Below are 19,127 nucleotides of genomic sequence, written 5' to 3'. Positions count from 1 at the left end.
GGGGGATATTTCATGAGTAATAATAAAAAGAATCACAACAATAAAAATAACAATAAGCAAAAGAGCAGTTCGCATCCAAAGCATAAAACGAGTGGTAGTGCGAACGGGCATAATAGCTATCACTAAAATAAAACGGGTCCTCTATGAGGGACCCGTTCTTATTTGTTTCCTTTTAATAATCGTAAGCCATTCAAAATAACAAGAATCGTACTTCCTTCATGCCCGATAACACCGAATGGAAGAGCTAAAAATTGTAAGAAGTTTGAACAAATGAGCATTGCAATTACAGCTAGTGAAAAGATTACGTTTTGCTTTACAATACGGTTCATTCGTTTTGATAAACGAATTGCTTGTGAAAGTCGAGATAACTCGTTCTTCATAAGTACAACGTCTGCCGTTTCTAAAGCTACGTCTGTTCCTTCTCCCATCGCTACACCAATGCTAGCAGTAGCGAGTGCAGGGGCATCATTTATACCATCTCCGACCATTGCTACTGTCCCGTATTTTTCTTTTAGCTTTTTAATCGTTTCAACCTTTGTTTCTGGTAAGCATGATGCGTAATATTCCTTTATATTACTTTCAGAGGCAATAGCTTTTGCTGTTTCTTCATTATCTCCAGTAATCATAATGGCCTCGACACCGATGCTTTGTAATTCGCGAATAGCAGCTATTGTCTCTTGGCGAAGAGTATCTTTTAAAGCGATAAGTCCAAGGATGCCATCCTCATCACTAATATAAACCACAGTTTTACCTTCTTTTTCAAGTGAGGCAGAAATACCATTATGAAATGTCTTTGTTTCTTCACCGATAAAATCAGCTTTACCTATTTTATAAGCTTTGTTTTCGAATATTCCTTTTAGCCCAAAACCAGTTACATCTTCAACGTTTTCTGGTTTTTTTAATGTAATGTCATACGCATGTTTTGCATATTTCACAATAGATTCAGCTAAAGGATGTGTAGAGTGACTTTCAATTGCTGCTGTAATAGAAAGTACTTCTTTTTCTGTCATATTTTCTCGAACATATACATCTGTTACAGTAGGTTTTCCTTCTGTTAATGTTCCTGTTTTATCAAAGGCAATAGCTTTTACTGAAGCGAGACGTTCTAAATGTATGCCACCTTTAAAGAGAATTCCGTTTCTTGCGCCGTTAGAAATAGCAGATAACGTTGCTGGTGTAATGGCAGCAACGAGTGCACAAGGAGATGCGACTACAAGTAAAATCATAGCGCGATAAAACGTTTCATTCCAGCTCCAATCCAGCAAGAAATGAGGGACGAACATCATAAGCGCAACAACGAGTAGTACACCTTTTACATATGTTCCTTCAAACTTTTCGATGAATAGTTGTGATGGTGATTTTTCACTCTGTGCACTTTGAACGAGACGGATAATCTTTTGGAATAATGTTTGATCGCTCGGCTTCGTAATTGTAACTTCGATAGCACCGCGTAAATTTACAGTACCAGCAAATACTTCATCACCATATTTTTTTTCATTTGGAATGGGTTCACCAGTAATCGCTGCCTCATCGATATTTGTTTCACCGCTATGAATTGTACCGTCAGCAGGAACGCGCTCACCTGGTTTAATTAGAATAATGTCGTTAATTTGTAATCGTCCAACAGGAACACGTTCTTCAGTTCCGTTTGAAATACGTAATGCTTCTTCAGGTTGTAGATCAAGAAGCGCTGAAATTTCTTTTTGACTTTTACTTAATGTATAAGATTCCATCGCACCGCTTAGTGCGAAGATAAAGATTAAAATCGCGCCTTCTGCCCAGTAGCCAATGACTGCAGCGCCGATAGCAGCAAAGAGCATAAGCATTTCGACATTTAGCTCTTTCTCCTCAATTGTATCTTCAATACCTTCTTTTGCTTTTGCATATCCACCAACTATATAAGCAAGGATATAGCAAGTAATGCCTACATTCATTACATCGTTCTTTGTGAATAACCAACCAGCTAAAATGAAAATACCAGATGCGATTGCAAATATAAGTTCATAATGTTTCTTTAATGTATCCCATAAAGAGGGATGAGAAATAGACTTTTGTACTTGTAATGTTTTTACTTCTGAGTTCATTACTACTCGCTCCTTCCAAATTCTTATTGAGAAAAAGAATCAAAATCGAAACCCCTATAAAACGACGAAAGCTGCCATCCATAATGGATAGCAGCATTTCTGTTGAAACTGATTTTAATAGTTATTATGTTGTAATTATTCTATAGTATAGCATATGTTTTCGTTAGATGATATATTTTTGTTTGTTTAGAAACTGAAAACTTGTGTTTTCTCAATTCCTTTGGTATATATGAATACTGTTCATAAAAAGATCGGAAAGGAAGACAACAAGTGAAGACAGAGAAATTTTTTACCCATCCGATTGGCGTATTTATTGCTGCAATAGTAGCAACTTTTTTATGGGGAAGCGCATTTCCTTTTATTAAATTAAGTTATGCTGAACTTGGAATTCAGCCACAAGAAGTTGGAGAGCAAATATTATTTGCTGGCTATCGTTTCTTTTTATCTGGGGTTATGCTTTTATTCTTCTTTAAAGCGTTAGGAAAAGATATGAGCTTCAAAAAAGGAACGGGGAAGCAGTTAGTACAAATTGGCTTATTTCAAACATTTCTTCAATATATATGTTTTTATATTGGGATGAGTTATAGCTCTGGTATTGAAGGAGCTATCATTTCAGGAACATCATCATTCTTTCAAATTTTACTCGCGCACTTCTTATATAAAGACGATGCGCTCAATATGAGAAAAATAATTGGAGTCTCTATCGGATTTTGTGGTGTCGTTTTAGTAAATGTACCGAGTGATGGTAGTTTGTCATTCCATTTCGGAATCGGTAGTTTATTACTTCTGAGTGCAGCAATGTTGTACTCGTATGGGAATATATTGGCGAAAGAAGGTAGTAAAACATTAGATGTTGGCTATATGACAGCATACCAAATGATTTTTGGTTCTATCGGGCTATTATGTATAGGGGCTTTGCAAGTTGGAGTTATGCCATTTACATTCAGTGTACATGCAATACTTATGCTGATTTACTTATCTTTCTTATCCGCAGCAGGATTTTGCATTTGGAATACAATTATGAAGTACAACAAGGTTGGAAAAGTATCAATGTATATGTTCTTCATACCCGTATTTGGTGTGCTATTATCGAGCATGATTTTAGGAGAAGCAATTCACTCATTCGTACTATTCGGTTTAGCGTGTGTAGCTGCGGGAATTATTGTGGTGAATCGGACACCAGCTAAGCAAAAAATAGAACAAGAAAAACAAGTAGCATAGGCAAAGGGAAGACGATTACAATGGAAGAACAGTACTGTTCTTCTTTTTTTGTATAGAAAAAGGATAATAGACTAGGTGTCACGAAAAAAGATACAAAAAGCATTTATTGAGGAGAACATATTATGAATCTACTTTATATGGTATTAATTGGACAAATCATTCTTTTTTTAATTGGTGCAATGTACGCAATAGGGCAGACGAAAAAAACAAGAAATAACATGCCGTTACCTTTAGCGGTGCGTCTTATTCTTAGTTTTTCTTTAACAGCAAGTGCAATTTGGATATGGTTACAAGATCCATCAGTAGATTATAGTACGTGGGTTGCACTAGGGATGACGTTATCAACTGTAGGGGATTTATTTATGGCAGGTTTAATTCCAATTGGTCACAGGCTAATTGGAGGGATGATTACTTTCGCGCTTGCGCATTGTTTTTATGTAAAAGCATTTTTGCAAACAGGCATTTCATGGAATGGTTTTTGGATTGGTTTACTCGTATACGGACTCTTTCTCATTATAGGATGGTTCTTCTTTATTCGAAATGAGAAACAGGATAAATTGTTTACGATAGGAGCGCTCATTTACGGATTGTGGGTTGGAGGCATGGCTTGCTTTGCGTTCGCCTTATACTATGAGAATACAGGAATATGGTGGATACCAGCTTTTGGTGGCTTACTATTTGTCATTTCTGATTTTATTATTGGCGTGACAGATATTGGAGGACGCAAATTAAAGTATGAACCACTTTGGATTTGGTTTACATATGTAGCGGCTCAAATGTGTATTGTATATGTGGGAATATAAAAAGGTACTCTTCGAATAGTGGATAGACTATTTGAAGAGTATCTTTTTTGTTACTATGCTACAATGTTTTTTTGTTGTAGAGCAGAAAGGCTGTATTCATCTGCTGCTTTATAACCTTGGGATAATAAATCATTGATGTAAAGCTTGTTGTAAATAAAGCAGAAGACTAAGTTAGAGAATCCGAATGTAAACATACTAGCGACTAAAATAATTAAAAACCATTTCCAGTCTCCACGGAATATAGCAGGGAAGAAACCAAAGAAAAATACAGTCCAACTAAAACCAATTTTTGCTTGTTTAATTTGACCGGTATTTTCATTTTTAAGCATAACTTTCATAGAAAAAGTCCTCCTAAGTAACTAAAAATATAATGATAAATGCAAGATATAGTATATCAAAATAATACATTCTTGAATATTATTATTTGTATTTTTGTAATATTAGAATTTTATAATTCAGAATTTTGTGGAAAATACATGGTTGAAGTCTTTATAATAAAAGTAAAAAGATAATGAGACGGTGGAATGATGCAAAAGAAAAAACGTTTGCGTGAATTCTTTGGAACAATTGCAATTGCTTGTTTGCTCGTGTTTTTGGCGAAAATTTTCGTGTTTTTTCCTACGACTGTAAAAGGGGCGTCTATGAAGCCAACGTTACAAGATGGGGATAAGGTGATTGTGAATAAGTTGGCAAAGCAATTTGAAAGTTATGGGAGAGAAGATATTATTGTTGTAAAGACAGATAATTTTTATGTGAAAAGGGTTATTGGTTTGCCTGGCGATGTTATTGAGGTGAGAAATGATCAATTATATGTGAATCATGAAGTGATAGAGGAAGCGTATTTGTATAGTAATAAAAAACAGGCTGAAAAAAAACTTATGAATTTAACGGAGGACTTTGGACCGATTACAGTTCCTAAAAATAAGATTTTTGTTATGGGAGATAATCGCTTAATAAGCAGAGATAGTAGAAATGGTTTAGGACTCATTGATAAAGCGGATGTATTAGGAGAATTAGCGGCAATTTATTATCCATTTGAACATATGAAAATAATGAATTAAAGTAAAAAACCAAGCAAATTTCAGTTTGCTTGGTTTTTTATCCCGCTTTAATGGGCAGTAAGACCCTCACCTCAAAATTCAGTGAAAGCAAGGAAGTTAGGTGGGGGTCGGGCTGCCCATAAAAGTCCGATTGGTGAGGGCTGATAATCAGTGGGGGATGAAGCCCCCCCACTGATTAAAGTTTCACTTTATGTTAAATCGTAGGAGACTCATTAAATTCATAGACGTCTTCATTGTTTTTGTTCGTACTTAAAACGAATTTGTGCTGCAATAGTTGCAGTTTAAAGAATGCTAACGGATCGTGATAAGTTTCTGGATTGCTTCTTAACGTTGCTAATGTTTGCTCGTCTTCCTGTATTTCAAGTTGAGCGGCTTCTACATTTTGTTTCAATATGCTAAGTGGATCTTTAAAGAACATCATGATATCTCGTTCTAATGCGCCTTCAAATACTTCAAATTGAAGGAAGAATTGTTTTGAGATTGTTTGAGCAATTTCCGTATAATCTTCCGTTTCAATGTATTGTTTATATTTGTTTGCAAGCATAGATTGATTTTTTTGCATGTTACCAAACAGTTTTCCTGCACTCTTTAAGAAAAATTGTGTTGGTGTAAAGCGTAATAAAATATTGATGTTCGATACTGTAATTCTATTTGTCATACGTACAACATCTCGATGCCAATCATCTAGTAATTTGAAATCGCAAGGAAGTTTCATACGTTCTTCTTTATATAATTTATTAAACGTTTCACTCATTTCATCTAAATAAGATTGAGCCTGAATAAATTCATTATGTGCTGTTTCAATCCACTCTTGAATAAACCCAGTAAATTTAGGAAGAAGTACCTGTTGTACATGTTTTTGAATTCGTTCGTTCATCGCAGTATTTAATTCTTCATGAACTAATTTGAAATCACTATCTTCTTGAACAAGGTCAGAGCAGCTCTGTAATAATTCAGGAATTTGAGAATGGATATCTCGTGTGATTTCTTCTTTCGTTAAAAGATAAGATTCTGTAATAGAACGAATTTTATCTTTTTCAAGAGCAGTAAGATTGTTAATAAATCCGTTTAGTTTTACTGAGATATGTTTATTCCAGCGTACTGATTTGACTAATGTATTTTCTAATTCCACACGTTCATTTACAAGGTATGCGATTGTCTTTTGAGTAAACCATATTAGTTTTTCGATACGTTCTTGTTCTATATCTCGTTCTGCTAGATTAGAAAGAATAGACTCTGTCACGTCCCCAAGTTGCTGGCTCCCCTCTTGTGAAGGAGAATATGGGAAGAACTGCGCATTTGGGAAATGGACTTTCATCTTACTCATTAGTTTTTCATTCGTATCCGCACTATTTGTATGTAATACGAAATGAATTTGTAAGTTTGGTACTTGTTCACGTAAATAAAGTAATGTATCAAGTTCTTCACCATGTAACGATGAAGCAGAATTTAATACGTAAATAAGGCTATCTGCGGCTTGTAAGTATTCAAAATATGAGCTGTTTTTATCCACTTGTCCTCCAAAAGATGGTGTAACAAGAAATGCAAATTTATTCTTTCTCAAAAATCTACTTGGTAATTTAATTTCTATACATTTGTTCTCAAGTTCTGATTGTTCAGGTGTAGCCATTATTTGATGGAATTCATCAAAGTTCGGTATATTGTGCACATCTAACGCAGTGAATTCTGTTATTTCAGTTTGGCTATCATCTTTAAATAGAATAGGAGTTGTTATAGTTTCAGTTAAGATGTTCTCTCCTAATATTGAATTGACGAATGATAATTTATCATGGTCACTAGTTCCCGCAATTAGTAATTTTGTAACATTTAAATCACATAGTTCATGAACGAGTAACGTAAATTGATGACTTAAATCTACATCATTTTTTTCAGCCCATACAGCAATTGTTTCGAATAAATGAGAAACAGTTTCCATATTTACATTTGTTTCAGCTGTTGAATTAGAGAGTAGGGCTCCCGCACTTTTTACGAGTAATGACTCTAAAGTTGTAGGTGAAACTTCATTCCAGGCTAACACTGCAGCAGAGACGAATAGGGCGTCTTTTGCTCTCGTTAAACTAAACCAATTTGTTAATAAGTCAGGTACAAGTCCTTGCATTTCATGCATGAAATGTTCACCAGTAATTAATTCAAAGTACGTATCTTGATAGCGTTCAACAATTTCATGCCAATCGTCATTGTTATCTGTCTCAATATGTAAGAATAAATGATTGATTGTTTGAATCCAAGGTAGATGTGATTTTTCATTTTGATAGCTGTTCCAAAGAGCGATAACAAGTTCCTTAAATTGGACTTGATCAATTGCATATAAAGCTTTTAAAGATTCATAGAAATATTCTGGTTTGATTTGTTTCGTAAATCCTTGATTCACATAATTAATTAAAGTATCGAACCAATGTAATGATTTTGTTCGAATTCCTTCTTGAACGGCAAGTTCGATGGCGTTATTCCAATCTTCTTGTTTTTCATAGAACGAGCGAGCAATTGAAGTAATATTTGGATAGTCAGGTTGAAATGCAACAGCTTCACTAATCGTCTTAAATGCTAGACCTAAACGATCTTGTTCGATATAAAGAGAAAGAAGTTGTAAGGAAACTTCCATTGTAAGAGTTGTATCTTCCGTTTGGATAGATTGATACATTTCTTCTGCTTTTGGTAAGAATCCTAGTTCAAAATAAGCATCTGCAATATTTTTGGTTGCCCAAAGTGCAAGCTCATTATTTACTTTCTCCCATTTAAATATCGCTGATTCAAAGTCTTTATTTTGGTAATACAATTCACCTTGAGCAAAGCGAATATTAGAAATGTTGGAGAATTCATTTGTAGATTCATTTATATATGCTTCACCGAGTACTTCTGATACTGGAGTAGAAGTTTCTTCCGTTAAAAATGTTTTATAGTAAACCTTTTGGATAAATTGATTTTCAATGGTCATGTTCGTTCCCCCTGTATAATTTAGAAAAATGATGTTGTATGTAAAGGGTGCATGTTCTTTTAATAGGTAGAAGTTGCATTATATCGACCAAACTATGTTTTTGCTAGGTATATCATTTTTCCTGAGAGTTAAACCGTTGCGAAAAGTAACTTTCCTTTATTGTAACAAAAAAACAAGCATATGAATTTTTATTTTTTAATCCCGGTATTTGTGGATAGTAAGATTAGCCCTTCAAGAAGAGATAGATATAAGGGAAGAAGGCGGGAGTCTAGCACATGATTGATGTGCACTAAGAATGAGCGAGGTCACTGATTAATAGTTCAATTTCTTCCTACTAAAGGAATGGATAGAAGTAGAGTTCATTATAAAAACAATGTATAGTGAATATGTATACCATGTTTGTCTGAAAGATAGAAAGGGCACAATATGGAATAACGATCGTGTATAGGATGTGTCTTCCGAATGGAACAACATATTGGCGAGTTAATCGCACATTATGGGTATTTTGGAATTATTATAGCTTTGGCCGGTGGGATTGTTGGATTACCGATACCAGACGAGTTTTTATTGACTTTCGTTGGTTATAACGTTTCAAAAGGCGTTATGTCAGGAACTGCTGCGTTTTTAAGTGGGATGGCTGGTGCGATGTTAGGGATTACATTAAGTTACATATTAGGTTTAAAACTTGGACTCCCTGTTTTAAAAAAGTATGGACCGAAAATTAGAATTAAGGAACATCACATTGAAAAAACACATATTTTATTTGAAAAATATGGCCCATTTCTTTTAATAGTTGGTTATTTTATCCCAGGAGTACGTCATTTAACAGCGTATTTTGCTGGGATGTCGAATTTAACACTTTGGCGTTTTTGTTTGTACGCTTACGGTGGTGCGTTTATTTGGATAAGTGTTTTTATTGGACTTGGCTGGAAGTTAGGAGAGAAGTGGCGTTTTGTTGAGTATAGTTTGCATCATTATGGAATATGGATTTTATCCATTTCAGTAGTTGTTACATGTGTCGTATGGTTTTACATAAAGAAAAAGAAAAACCGCGAGTAGCGGTTTTTTTAGCTGAAAGCAATAAATAGTACACCAGCTGTAATAAAGACAACACCAATACCAGTCATAAAGTTTAATTTTTCGCCGAGTATAATCATGGCGAGAATGATAGAAAATACGACGCTTAATTTATCGACAGGAGCTACTTGTGAAACTTTTCCTGTTTTAAGTGCAAGAAAATAAAATAGCCATGACGAAGCACCTGCAACTCCACTTAATGTGATAAAAAGCAGTGCTTTTTTATTTAGAAGTACGTCGCCAATATTTTGAAATTTACCTTGTATAATAATAACGCCTACCATAAATAATGCCATGATAATAGAACGAACTGTCGTAGCAACATTGGCATCGATTCCATCTAAACCAATCTTACCGAAAATAGATACAAGGGCAGCAGCAATTGCTGATAATAGTGCGAATAAGAGCCATGAACTCATAGTAAAATTCCTCCAATCTTACATTATTATACATGAAAATCATTCTCACGTATAAAGTGAATGGGGTTTTACCGCCTCACAAAGAGCTGGATAGATAACGAAATAATCCCCACCTTATATTTTTCATAAGGTGGGGATTATTATACTACTCTGCAATTTCTTCATATAAAAAGTACGTTACATTATAAATATGTTCTACTTCATCATCTGTCATAAACAATAATTCGTCACGCTCAATCCCTTTTTTCTTTTCGATAAACTCAATCATGTTTTTACGTTCTTCTCTTTTCATCAATTTTATTTCTCCTCTCAATCTGTTTTAATACAGTTTATTTAAGTTAATTCTATTATATAACAGAATCTTTAGAAAGTTCCACCTATTTTATTGTTTTTTTCAGAAGAACTTTTCGACAAAACAAGCCCACCTAAAGGGGGGCTTGTTTCACTTTATAGTCGTAAAAACTCGGGCTCCGTCGTACCGGCACCATCGATGTAATAAATTGTATCGGGGTTGATTTTAATTAGTACATAATTAGGGTCTTCAGGACCGAGTAACCAACGCTTTAAGCTATTATTCCAAAACTTGTTTTTTAATGTGGAGTCTTCCTCGATGGAGGCTAAGCCTTCCACTTCGATATAATCTTCATCTAATTTTTTTCCTTCACGACCAAGTAGTACATGTACATTTGGATTGTTTTCAATATCTGTTATCTTTTTTGATTGTCGATCTGTTGCAACATATAGTACAAAATCTTCGTGGAAAAACATCATAAAGGCGCTATGAGGTTTCTCATTTCGTACTGTAGATAATACACCGGTACGTTGACCTTGAATAATAGTTGCGATTTTTTCTTTTAAGTGCATAATTTTAACCCCTTTTCATAATTTATAATTCTGTCTGTTTCAACAAGATAATTTAAATATCTTTCATACTGTTTTCTTCAATCCGATTTTTTAAACGCAATTGTGATGAAATCGGACAAGTTAGGAGAAGAATAATAATAATATCGAGGAGAAATACATACGATGGAAGGATGAAAAGCATGTTTAATAAAATATTTCTTATAGTAGCGCTTATAGGTGTACCACTGTCTGTACTTGGGAAAACACTTCATTGGCCTCAAACAATTATGTTCGCTGTGTATTGTATTACGATTATCGCATTAGCGGGTTTTATGGGGAGAGCGACAGAAAGTTTGGCAATTGTATCTGGTCCTAGAATAGGTGGATTATTAAATGCTACTTTCGGTAACGCTGTTGAACTAATCATTTCAATTTTTGCACTTCAGGCAGGATTAATTGAGGTAGTGTTAGCTTCTTTAACGGGTTCTGTACTTGGAAATTTATTATTAGTAGGAGGGCTATCCTTCTTTGTGGGAGGGCTTAAATATAAAAGACAAAGTTTTAATGTGTATGATGCAAGGCATAATTCGGCTTTATTAATCTTTGCTGTAGTAGTAGCATTTGTTATTCCAGAGATTTTTTCAATGAAGATGGACGCTGGAAAGACGTATCAGTTAAGTATAGGTGTCTCGATTATTATGATTATTATGTACCTTGCTGCATTGCTATTTAAGTTAGTTACGCACCGTGGTGTATATCAGCATAAAAGTGATGAAGTCGCTCATGAGGAAGAACCAGAGTGGTCGAAAGGGAAAGCATTACTCATTTTAGCGATAGCAACAATTGCGGTAGCGTATGTGTCAGAGGCGCTCGTGCATACATTTGAGACAGTTGCAAAATCATTTGGTTGGTCAGAACTATTTATAGGGGTTATTATCGTCGCAATTGTCGGGAATGCAGCGGAACATGCATCTGCAATTATTATGGCGTATAAAAATAAAGTAAACATTGCAGTTGAGATTGCAATAGGTTCTACATTACAAATTGCCATGTTTGTTGCTCCTGTATTAGTACTGCTTTCTATGTTCTTCACGCAAAGGATGCCTTTAGTATTTACGATACCAGAACTTGTTTCTATGATTACAGCTGTTTTCTTAACGATTGCGATTTCAAATGATGGAGATACAAATTGGTTTGAAGGTGGTACTTTATTAGCAGCGTATGTCATTATGGGAATTGGTTTTTATTTATTATGAAAAATAGGCATAACAATTGTGCCCAGAGAAAACAATAAACAAAGTAGTATATATACCTTTACATAGGAAGGAGCCAGACAGGTGAAACGAGTATACAGCATATGTCTTTCAACTATGGTCTCGTTTATTCTATTATTTCCTAACATGAGTTTTGCAAAGACAACGGTAGAAACAAAAATGCCTTCATCTGTTTTAAATATTTCTAAAGACAATACGTTTCCGAATGATGCGCAAGATTTACCGCGTTTGCAGCCGAGTAAGTTTGCTCAAGAACTATTGAAAACAGCGAATATTAAAATCGAAAACCCAGACTTAATTCGAATGTTTAATGAAACGACAATTTCGAATGCGCCGCTTGCGGTAGGGTACCGAGCGAAGATTTATTTAGGTCAATGGGCTTTGCATTATGAATCGGTTGATACATCAATCAATTGGGAATATAAACAAGTAAATCGCAATGTGTATGATAATCGAGGAGGAGATCGCCTATATCCGCTACGCTATAAGCAAGAAACGCAAAAGACGGTTGAAGGCGATTTAACAGCAGATATGAAAGATGCTGCAGATGTGAAGAAAATGATGCTTCTCAAAGCACTTGAAAAGGTACAATTGCCGCTTTCATTTAAAACGACTATTGGTTATGGCACAGGACATGAACGTGTGTATAACATTAGTCCGAGTCAACTTGGATATTTATATGCTTATACACCAGCAGTAAATGAAAAAGGGAAAGTAACATTTGGAGAAGTATACCTTGTATTAAAGGGAAATCAAAAAAGGCTCGTTGTAAAAAATATTACTTCTCAAGGAATTGGAGCGGCTATTCCAATTCATGATCATTTGTATTTTAAATTCATTTCTTCTTCTCACTCGCAATAACATAAAAAAACGTCAGCTTATAAGCTGACGTTTTTTTATAATGTAATATTTGCTGTTTTTGATAAGAAATCTTCTGTCGGATAGTAGCTGTTTTTTACAAGAACATTCGGTCCAAGACACTTTACTGCAGGACAGTGACAGCTTAATGATTTTGCTGTTTTTGAAGCGCTCCATTTTTCATACGCTTCTTGTAACGTATTTGTTTGTATGTTTCCTAGAAGTGGAACATCACCAAAGTCCGTTACAATAATATTTCCATCGAAAATATTTACATTTAAACGAGAACGGCCATCCGGATCATTACGAACTGTGACATTTTTGCTCTTTTGTAATTTTTTAAATGTGGCAATGTCTCGCTCGTCATCGCTACAAGCATAGAAAGGTAAAGTTCCAAATAACATCCATACATTTTCATCGCGAATTTCTAGTAAATGCTCAATTGCATCACGAATTTCAGCTTTTGTTAAAATCTCTAGATTACTCGCAAAGTCACTTGGATACATTGGGTGAACCTCATGACGTTTACATCCCATTTCGTCAACGATTTGACGATGAATATGTTCAATGTGTGGTAGAGTTCGTTTATTCAGCATCGTTTCAGCAGATACAAGTACACCTGCATCTGATAGAGCTTTACTATTTGTAATCATTCGTTCAAATAACTTTGCACGTTGTTCATACGTAGGTTTACGCTCCATCATTGCAAATCCACCTTCAACGAAATCATCAATTGTTCCCCAGTTATGAGAAATGTGCAGTACGTCTAAATAAGGAATAATTTGCTCGTAACGTGCTAAATCTATAGTTAAGTTTGAGTTGATTTGAGTGCGAACGCCTCGTTCATGGGCATATTTTAAGAGTGGTGTTACATAGTTGTCGACGGATTTTTTTGAAAGCATAGGTTCTCCGCCAGTAATACTTAAAGAACGTAAATGAGGAATCTCATCTAATCGTTTTAATAAAAGATCCATCGGAAGCGGATTCGGGTCTTTCGGCTGTAACGTGTAACCAACAGCGCAATGCTCACAGCGCATATTGCATAACGTCGTCGTTGTAAACTCAACATTTGTTAATAGTAGTTTGCCGTACTCTTCAAGGTCCATATACGCTTCCCATGGATCGTAAGAAGGAGTAATCGGCTTCATTTTTTGTGATATCGTCATATGAAATACTCCTTTGACTATTGAAATAACAATTTGTCCATTCTCTATAATAGAAGAATATGTACTTTTTATAAAGTGAAACTTTTTAGAGGAAAAAGAGAGAGGGCTTACATTATAGTGAATAACCGTGACAAAATTGATGAAATTACATACCCATTGTAATCATTTTTGCGGTATAATAAAAGCAACTCGAATTAAAAGGAGAGTGCCTTCATGGGAAAAGCAATTCAAGATAAAGATACACAATTAGTATATTTAAAGGAACGTTTAAATATGTTCATTGAAGTAATTGATACAATTGAACCTGAAGAAGTAGAATTAGAAGATGTAGATCGTCTTCTTGCAATGTTAGATGAATTAGAATTAAAATGTGAGCAATTTAAAAAAGACGAATAATATATTAAAAAGGCTGCCAATTCCAATTTGGTAGCCTTTTTCTGTGTGGATAATAGAAGGACGATAGAAAAAGAGGTATAATCAAGTTGTGAAAAATTTCATTTATGCTTGAATAGCGTGAAACAAATAAAAAGTGAAAGAGCATAACAATGAAATTTTCAGCTCATAACGTTTTGGTAGCGTTCACAATTGAGGGGGAAGTAACAATGGAAAAGCTTCAAGAAAGCATGTATCAACTAATTGTTGAAACGTCAACGAACTTACCGAAAGATGTTCGTCGTGCGATTCAACAAGCGAAAGAGCGAGAAAATGCAGGGACTCGTTCTGCGATGGCACTTGGCACAATTACAAATAATATTAAAATGGCTGATGATAACATCTCGCCAATTTGCCAAGATACAGGGATGCCAACGTTTAAAATTTATACACCAGTTGGTGTGAACCAATTAAAGTTGAAGGAAGCCATCTATAATGCGCTTGAGCGGGCGACAAAAGATGGTAAACTTCGTCCAAATTCTGTTGATTCTCTTTTTGGAGACAATAGTGGAAATAATTTAGGACCAGGTACACCGGTAATTAAGTTTGAACAATGGGAAAAAGATTATATTGATGCACGTTTAATCCTAAAGGGTGGTGGCTGTGAGAATAAAAATATTCAGTATAGCTTACCATGCGAACTAGAAGGACTTGGACGAGCTGGCCGTGATTTAGAAGGGATTCGTAAATGCCTTCTTCATGCAGTATATCAAGCGCAAGGTCAAGGATGTAGTGCAGGTGTAATTGGTGTTGGTATCGGGGGAGACCGCACATCAGGTTACGAATTAGCAAAAAATCAATTATTCCGTACATTAGATGATGTTAATCCAATCCCAGAATTACAACAACTTGAAGAGTACGTATTAGAAAATGCGAATAAGCTTGGCATTGGTACGATGGGATTTGGTGGAGAAACAACTTTACTTGGTTGTAAAATTGGCGTATATAACCGTCTGCCAGCTAGTTTCTACGTATCTGTGGCGTATAATTGCTGGGCATATCGCCGCCTTGGCGTAACAATCCATCCTGAAACAGGTGAAATTATGGATTGGTTATATCAAGAAGGTGAAGATACACTGGAGCAAGAATTACAAGAAAAAACAGAGCAACGTGAAATTGTATTACAAGCACCAATTACAGAAGAGCAAATTCGTGAACTTCGCGTTGGTGATGTTGTAACAATTAATGGCATGATGTATACAGGTCGTGACGCAATTCATAAGCATTTAATGGATAACGATTGTCCAGTAGATTTAAATGGGCAAATTATTTACCACTGTGGTCCAGTTGTTGTGAAAGATGAAAATGACAATTGGCAAATTAAAGCGGCAGGTCCAACGACAAGTATTCGTGAAGAACCGTACCAAGGTGACATTATGAAGAAATTCGGTATTAGAGCTGTCATTGGAAAAGGCGGTATGGGTGCGAAAACATTAGCAGCTTTAGAAGAACACGGCGGTGTATATTTAAACGCAATTGGTGGTGCAGCGCAATATTATGCTGAATGTATTAAAGAAGTGAAAGATGTTGATTTCTTACAATTTGGTATTCCAGAGGCAATGTGGCATTTACGTATCGATGGATTTAAAGCAGTTGTAACAATGGATTCCCACGGTAATAGCTTACATGCAGATGTTGATAAAACATCACTTGAAAAATTAGCTAGCTTTAAAGAGCCAGTATTTAAGTAAACAAAAATGCATCTCGAATCATTCGAGATGCATTTTTTTGGTATATATAGAAAAACATGTTCAGCATGAAAGAATGCGTAGCAACAGAAACTACAAGTACGATTATATATGGAAAGGAGACTATTTATGAAACATAAATGGTTATATATCGGTCTCATTTTTTCAATTATGATGGCACTTGTTCCAGTTTCGGCATTAGCTTATACAAATACTCCACATAACTGGGGAATCCCGCGCCCTAAAAATGAAACAGTACCAGATGCAGGAAAGTTATATACAGATTTACTACAAAAAAATGGCGGTTTTTATTTAGGGGATACGAAGAAAAAAGATATTTATTTAACATTTGATAATGGTTATGAGAATGGATACACAGGGAAAATCTTAGACGTATTAAAAGAGAAAAAAGTACCAGCAACTTTCTTTGTAACGGGGCATTACATTAAAACACAAAAAGATTTATTGTTAAGAATGAAGAATGAAGGACACATTATTGGAAACCATTCTTGGAGCCATCCTGATTTCACAGCGGTAAACGATGAGAAACTTCGTGAAGAATTAACGAGTGTAACGGAAGAAATTAAAAAAGTAACTGGGCAAAAAGAAGTGAAATATGTACGTCCCCCGCGCGGTGTATTTAGTGAAAGAACGTTAGCCCTTACGAAAGAAATGGGCTACTATAATGTATTTTGGTCACTTGCATTTTTGGATTGGAAAGTAGATCAGCAAAGAGGATGGCAATATGCGCATAATAATGTTATGACGATGATTCATCCAGGATCTATTTTATTACTTCATGCCATATCAAAAGATAATGCAGAAGCACTTGCAAAAATCATTGATGATTTGCGCGAGAAAGGGTATCATTTTAAAAGTCTAGATGACTTAGTAAAAAGCAATCAACCGTAAGCATGTATGCTTGCGGTTTTCTCATGCTATAATGATGTGTAAAAAGGATGGGGAAACGTATGTGGAGCGAACATGTTACGTTAGAGTATCCGTATCATTTTGAAGAAGTGTTAAAACGTTTATCTTTTGATCCTCTTAACGTCATTCAATTAGATGAGAAAGTTGTTTATGTCCCGCTTTGTATAGACGAGGAACAGATTGTTGTTCGCCTGCAAGGGATTGGTACTGTTCAAAATCCACAGTTTTGGATTTCTAGTCAGACAGGAGATTCAGAGAAAGTCATGAAACGAATGAGGGCCATTTTTCATTGGAATGAACCGTTTCAAGATATACAAAATCATTTTTTAAACACATCATTACGTCCACTATTTGAAACATATGCTTATACTCCAATTATTTTAGAATTCGATTATTTTGCTTGTCTTCTTCGCTGTATCATTCATCAACAAATAAATTTGAAATTTGCTACTGTGTTAACAGAACAGTTTGTGAAACGATATGGAACAGAGAAGAACGGTGTATTCTTTTTCCCCACTCCAGAAATAGTAGCAAATATTTCAATAGAGGAATTGAGAGAGCAGAAGTTTAGTCAGCGAAAAGCTGAATATATGGTAGGATTAGCAAAGTGTATTATAGGTGGTAAGTTAGATTTAGCTAGAATAGAAAACGAAACAGAAGAAGGGGTTGCAGCACAATTGTTACCAATTAGGGGGATTGGTGCATGGACAGTGCAAAACTTTTTAATGTTTGGGCTTGGACGGAAAAATATGTTTCCGAAAGCAGACATTGGGATTCAGCGTGCAGTACAAGGTGTATTTCAATTAGATGATAAACCTGATGATGCATTTTTAGAAAACGTGAAACAAGAGTGTGAACCATACTGCAGTTATGCAGCGTTATATTTATGGAAAAGTATAGAGTAGAGGTGTAATAATGATACAAAAGCAACATGAGAGTAAGTTGGAAGTTGGTCAAACGTTTCCTGTGACAATTAAACGTCTTGGGATTAACGGAGAAGGCGTTGGTTATTTTAAGAGACAAGTTGTCTTCATTCCAGGGGCATTACCAGGAGAAGAAGTTGTTGCTGAAACGACGAAAATTCAGCGTGGCTTCGCTGAAGCGAAAGTGAAAAAGGTTCGTAAAGCTTCACCACATCGCGTGAAAGCGCCATGTCCGGTATATGAAGAGTGCGGCGGTTGCCAATTGCAACATTTAGACTATAAAGAACAATTAAATCAAAAGCGTGATATCGTTGTACAAGCATTCCAGAAGTATATGAACAACGGTTTGGAAGAGAAAATTCGTCCGACGCTAGGCATGGAAAATCCATGGCATTATCGTAATAAGAGTCAACTACAAGTGGGGCGTAAAGACGAAAAGGTTATTACAGGACTGTATAAACAAAATTCACATCAGTTAATTGATATTGCTCATTGTATGATTCAACATAGAGCAACGAATGAAGCGACAAAAGTTGTAAGACGTATTTTAGAAAAATTAAATGTTTCTATTTACAATGAGAAAAAACAAAAAGGTTTAGTACGTACAATTGTGACACGTACTGCAGTTCAAACAGGGGAAGTACAAGTTACACTTATTACAACAAAAGAAGAGTTGCCAAATAAAGAACAATTTATTGCAGAAGTACAAAAACAGATGCCAGCTGTTAAATCAATTATGCAAAATGTAAACTGGCGTAAAACATCTGTTATTTTTGGTGATAAAACATTTAAATTAGCTGGAAAAGAAGTAATTCAAGAAACACTTGGTGATTTATCATTTGAATTATCAGCACGTGCATTCTTCCAGTTGAATCCAGAACAAACGGTTGTTTTATATAATGAAGCGAAAAAAGCCGCTGCCTTAACTGGAAATGAGAAAATTGTAGATGCGTATTGTGGCGTTGGTACAATTGGACTTTGGCTTGCAAATGATGCGGCGGAAGTACGTGGTATGGATGTAATTCCAGAAGCAATTGCAGATGCAAGAAAAAATGCGAAGCGTCACGGATTTACAAATACGAAATATGAAGCAGGTAAAGCTGAACAATGGTTACCGAAATGGGTAAAAGAAGGATGGCGTCCAGATGTAATTGTTGTCGATCCACCTCGTACAGGTTGCGATGATAAATTACTGGAAACAATTTTAAAAGTGAAGCCGAAACAAGTTGTTTACGTATCTTGTAACCCTTCTTCATTAGCACGTGATGTACAAGCGTTAATGAAGAGCTATGAAGTGGAATATGTACAACCAGTTGATATGTTCCCGCATACAGCTCATGTAGAAAATGTAGTGAAGCTTGTTAGAAAGTAAAGTTTATTAATATTCCCTCA

Annotated in this window: 18 protein-coding genes; 11 read left to right on the top strand and 7 right to left on the bottom strand. The window is 35.3% G+C overall.

Features of this window, described 5'->3' with window-relative positions:
- Nucleotides 1-158: 158 nt before the first annotated feature.
- The gene (locus ACTFRN_RS24580; RefSeq protein ID WP_001083789.1) at nucleotides 159-2,084 is read right to left on the bottom strand and encodes a heavy metal translocating P-type ATPase; all 1,926 of its coding nucleotides are present in this window, start codon (nucleotides 2,082-2,084) and stop codon (nucleotides 159-161) included.
- Between the two features lie 270 nt (nucleotides 2,085-2,354).
- On the opposite strand from ACTFRN_RS24580, the gene ACTFRN_RS24575 reads away from it, so the two are divergent.
- Both ACTFRN_RS24575 and ACTFRN_RS24570 read left to right on the top strand, forming a co-directional pair.
- The gene (locus ACTFRN_RS24575) at nucleotides 2,355-3,305 is read left to right on the top strand and encodes a DMT family transporter (protein WP_000845690.1); all 951 of its coding nucleotides are present in this window, start codon (nucleotides 2,355-2,357) and stop codon (nucleotides 3,303-3,305) included.
- A gap of 122 nt (nucleotides 3,306-3,427) precedes the next feature.
- Nucleotides 3,428-4,108, top strand: coding sequence for a lysoplasmalogenase (locus ACTFRN_RS24570; protein WP_001051060.1), 681 nt, complete (start codon nucleotides 3,428-3,430; stop codon nucleotides 4,106-4,108).
- A 53-nt stretch (nucleotides 4,109-4,161) separates the two neighbouring features.
- Here ACTFRN_RS24570 and ACTFRN_RS24565 read toward each other — a convergent pair whose 3' ends face one another.
- Nucleotides 4,162-4,446 carry a hypothetical protein gene (locus ACTFRN_RS24565; RefSeq protein ID WP_000867043.1) on the bottom strand — a complete coding sequence of 95 codons (285 nt, stop codon included), beginning with the start codon at nucleotides 4,444-4,446 and terminating at the stop codon, nucleotides 4,162-4,164.
- A 186-nt stretch (nucleotides 4,447-4,632) separates the two neighbouring features.
- Between ACTFRN_RS24565 and lepB the strand changes: the two genes are divergently transcribed.
- On the top strand, nucleotides 4,633-5,169 hold the full coding sequence (gene lepB, locus ACTFRN_RS24560; protein WP_000983296.1) for a signal peptidase I: 537 nt from the start codon (nucleotides 4,633-4,635) through the stop codon (nucleotides 5,167-5,169).
- Nucleotides 5,170-5,362: 193 nt separating this feature from the next.
- Here the strand turns inward: lepB and ACTFRN_RS24555 are convergent, their stop codons facing one another.
- Nucleotides 5,363-8,125: a tetratricopeptide repeat protein gene (locus tag ACTFRN_RS24555; RefSeq protein ID WP_088106203.1), complete on the bottom strand. Its 2,763-nt coding sequence runs from the start codon at nucleotides 8,123-8,125 to the stop codon at nucleotides 5,363-5,365.
- Nucleotides 8,126-8,587: 462 nt separating this feature from the next.
- Between ACTFRN_RS24555 and ACTFRN_RS24550 the strand changes: the two genes are divergently transcribed.
- Nucleotides 8,588-9,184 carry a DedA family protein gene (locus ACTFRN_RS24550; protein WP_016716373.1) on the top strand — a complete coding sequence of 199 codons (597 nt, stop codon included), beginning with the start codon at nucleotides 8,588-8,590 and terminating at the stop codon, nucleotides 9,182-9,184.
- A gap of 8 nt (nucleotides 9,185-9,192) precedes the next feature.
- Here ACTFRN_RS24550 and ACTFRN_RS24545 read toward each other — a convergent pair whose 3' ends face one another.
- From ACTFRN_RS24545 to ACTFRN_RS24535, 3 genes are all read right to left on the bottom strand, one after another.
- Nucleotides 9,193-9,621 (bottom strand): EamA family transporter, encoded by a 429-nt coding sequence (locus ACTFRN_RS24545; protein ID WP_000100306.1) that lies wholly within the window; start codon nucleotides 9,619-9,621, stop codon nucleotides 9,193-9,195.
- Between the two features lie 145 nt (nucleotides 9,622-9,766).
- Nucleotides 9,767-9,913 (bottom strand): BH0509 family protein, encoded by a 147-nt coding sequence (locus ACTFRN_RS24540; protein ID WP_000817786.1) that lies wholly within the window; start codon nucleotides 9,911-9,913, stop codon nucleotides 9,767-9,769.
- A 155-nt stretch (nucleotides 9,914-10,068) separates the two neighbouring features.
- Entirely contained in the window at nucleotides 10,069-10,485 is a 417-nt protein-coding gene (locus tag ACTFRN_RS24535) for a pyridoxamine 5'-phosphate oxidase family protein (RefSeq protein WP_000550219.1), read from the bottom strand.
- A 179-nt stretch (nucleotides 10,486-10,664) separates the two neighbouring features.
- Between ACTFRN_RS24535 and cax the strand changes: the two genes are divergently transcribed.
- On the top strand, nucleotides 10,665-11,720 hold the full coding sequence (gene cax, locus ACTFRN_RS24530) for a calcium/proton exchanger (protein WP_000482144.1): 1,056 nt from the start codon (nucleotides 10,665-10,667) through the stop codon (nucleotides 11,718-11,720).
- Between the two features lie 81 nt (nucleotides 11,721-11,801).
- Complete coding sequence (locus ACTFRN_RS24525; protein ID WP_014893338.1) at nucleotides 11,802-12,599, top strand: YfkD famly protein; 798 nt, start codon at nucleotides 11,802-11,804, stop codon at nucleotides 12,597-12,599.
- A gap of 35 nt (nucleotides 12,600-12,634) precedes the next feature.
- Here the strand turns inward: ACTFRN_RS24525 and yfkAB are convergent, their stop codons facing one another.
- Complete coding sequence (gene yfkAB / locus ACTFRN_RS24520) at nucleotides 12,635-13,762, bottom strand: radical SAM/CxCxxxxC motif protein YfkAB (protein WP_000156010.1); 1,128 nt, start codon at nucleotides 13,760-13,762, stop codon at nucleotides 12,635-12,637.
- Nucleotides 13,763-13,975: 213 nt separating this feature from the next.
- Here yfkAB and ACTFRN_RS24515 point away from each other — a divergent pair, with 213 nt between their 5' ends.
- From ACTFRN_RS24515 to rlmD, 5 genes are all read left to right on the top strand, one after another.
- Nucleotides 13,976-14,158, top strand: coding sequence for an SE1561 family protein (locus ACTFRN_RS24515; RefSeq protein WP_000513558.1), 183 nt, complete (start codon nucleotides 13,976-13,978; stop codon nucleotides 14,156-14,158).
- A 206-nt stretch (nucleotides 14,159-14,364) separates the two neighbouring features.
- The gene (gene fumA, locus ACTFRN_RS24510) at nucleotides 14,365-15,885 is read left to right on the top strand and encodes a class I fumarate hydratase (protein ID WP_088106204.1); all 1,521 of its coding nucleotides are present in this window, start codon (nucleotides 14,365-14,367) and stop codon (nucleotides 15,883-15,885) included.
- A 126-nt stretch (nucleotides 15,886-16,011) separates the two neighbouring features.
- Nucleotides 16,012-16,794, top strand: a complete 783-nt coding sequence (gene pdaA, locus ACTFRN_RS24505) for a delta-lactam-biosynthetic de-N-acetylase (RefSeq protein ID WP_000681212.1) — start codon at nucleotides 16,012-16,014, stop codon at nucleotides 16,792-16,794.
- Between the two features lie 59 nt (nucleotides 16,795-16,853).
- A complete protein-coding gene (locus tag ACTFRN_RS24500) occupies nucleotides 16,854-17,717 on the top strand; it encodes a DNA-3-methyladenine glycosylase family protein (protein ID WP_000269453.1) in 864 nt (287 codons plus the stop codon).
- Nucleotides 17,718-17,727: 10 nt separating this feature from the next.
- Nucleotides 17,728-19,107 (top strand): 23S rRNA (uracil(1939)-C(5))-methyltransferase RlmD, encoded by a 1,380-nt coding sequence (gene rlmD, locus ACTFRN_RS24495; protein WP_000615225.1) that lies wholly within the window; start codon nucleotides 17,728-17,730, stop codon nucleotides 19,105-19,107.
- The last annotated feature ends 20 nt before the right edge of the window (nucleotides 19,108-19,127 follow it).

Source organism: Bacillus cereus group sp. MYBK245-2 (genome assembly GCF_051916145.1).
In the GTDB taxonomy this organism is placed as follows: Bacteria; Bacillota; Bacilli; order Bacillales; family Bacillaceae_G; genus Bacillus_A; species Bacillus_A pacificus.
This window is presented reverse-complemented; position numbering and strand designations above follow the sequence as displayed.